A 1,768-nucleotide genomic window follows, 5' to 3' on the forward strand; every position below is an offset into this window, starting at 1 on the left:
GGACCCAGGGGCCCAGCGGCCCGGTCACATCGGCCGGGTCGGCCCCCTCGGCGCCCGGCTCCGGCCGACCGGACGTGTTCCCGCTGCCCTGGCCGTTCATGCGTCTCCCTCGTGGCCAGCCGAACCGAGGATCCTTACTTCGGTCCCCCTGCACCCATCACATCATCCCTGCCCGTATGGGCCGCACGAGCACCCGCCCGCCATCTGCCGTCTTCCGGCCGGATTGGATCTCTTTCGGCTGAGCGCCGCCGACGACGACTACCACCGTCGACGGGCAACGCCGCGGACGACTGACGCCGCCGTCCTGGCTGTGCCCACCCGGGACTGTCGCGGCGATGGCATCGAGGAATGAGTGCGGCCTTCGGGCCGCAGACATGCCAACCTTCGGCGCATTCTCGCGCCTGACTGATCACGCAAAGCCACAGCGGTCAGGTGGTGCCAGTCCTGGTCACATGGCGGTCAGCAGATGCTGGAGGTTAATCACGATTCGCCGGCCCGCGACCGTCATCAGGCTTCAGCAATTCCCGGCGCAACCGCCGGGGCCGGGGCGCATGGCACGGTTCGGCGGAACATCATGATCGCCAGGGGCAGGCCTCGGCACAACACCGCGCACAATTGATCACGGAAGGATACGAAAAATGCGACGACCGGCGGGGGCACCGACCTGACGGCACCCCTCCAGGGCCTATTCGGACTAGCGGCGCGTCGCCGTGTCCGGCAGCTGATCGGCGGTCCGCTCTGCCGACGCCCCGGGCCTCGGATCGGTCTCCATACCGGCTTGCGGGGGCTTGGCCCCCCGCCCGCGCAGGGCCACGCCGACACCGGCCCACACCAGGTCGGCGACCGTAGCCAGCAGCCGCGCCACCAGGGCGACCAGCGTGGCGGGACCGCCCGCGACGGCGGGAGCGAGCGCGAGCACGAGCACGGCCTCGCGGACCCCGGCGCCGGCCGGCACGACGAGCACCAGGAAGCCGGCAGTCCAGGCCAGGGCGTAGGCGCCGACCGAGAGCAGCGCCAGGCGCCCCCCGCCGACCTCGGGGTCGAGATCGCGCACGAGCAGCCAGGTCGCCAGGCCGTACCAGCAGAAACTCACCAGGAGCCAGCCGGCGCCGGCGGCGATCGGGCGCAGCGTCAGCGGCTCGTCGAGCGGCGCCCGGCGCAGCAGCCGGAACGCCAGCGCAAGCAGCCGGGACAGCACCGACGGATAGAGCAGGACGGCGAACACGGGGACGGCGGCCAGCGCCCACCAGTAGCTCGCGAGCGCGTCCGCGGAGACGAAGGGCAGGGTGACGGCGGCGGCGAGACCCCCGCTGGGGACGGCGAGGGCCAACACGACCAGGCTCGCCGAGGCCGCCTTCGGCCGGGAGATCCCGTAGTCGCGGGAGAGCTCCATCTGCGCGAGCACCGGCCACACGCTGCCGGGGATGTACTTGCCGATCTGACCCACGAAGAAGATCCGGACCGCCGCCCGCAGCGGCAGCTCGGCGCCGAGCCCGGCCAGCAGCGCCCGCCAGGACAGCACCGTGGTCCCGACGGCGAGGATGGTCGCGACTCCCGAGGCGACGACGCTGCCGACGGTAAGCAGGCGGAACGAGTCCCGCACGTCGTTCCACTGGCTGGCCAGGGCCAGCACCAGCAGGCCGAGAGCCACCAGGAGCGCGCCGCGCACGAGCCACCAGCGCGGGCCGCGCCCGGACCGGCGCGCGGAGGCGTCCGCCGGCTCGGCCGACGCGATGTGCTGACCCACCCCGCCAGCCTAGGCCGGGGT

At 73.0% G+C, this 1,768-nt stretch carries 1 protein-coding gene; it reads right to left on the minus strand.

Annotation, left to right across the window (positions count from 1 at the left end):
- Positions 1–694: 694 nt before the first annotated feature.
- A complete protein-coding gene (locus NBZ83_RS31950) occupies positions 695–1,747 on the minus strand; it encodes a lysylphosphatidylglycerol synthase transmembrane domain-containing protein (RefSeq protein ID WP_261568569.1) in 1,053 nt (350 codons plus the stop codon).
- Positions 1,748–1,768 lie beyond the last annotated feature (21 nt).

It is taken from the genome of Frankia gtarii, from assembly GCF_025403375.1.
GTDB classification, from domain to species: domain Bacteria; phylum Actinomycetota; class Actinomycetes; order Frankiales; family Frankiaceae; genus Frankia; species Frankia gtarii.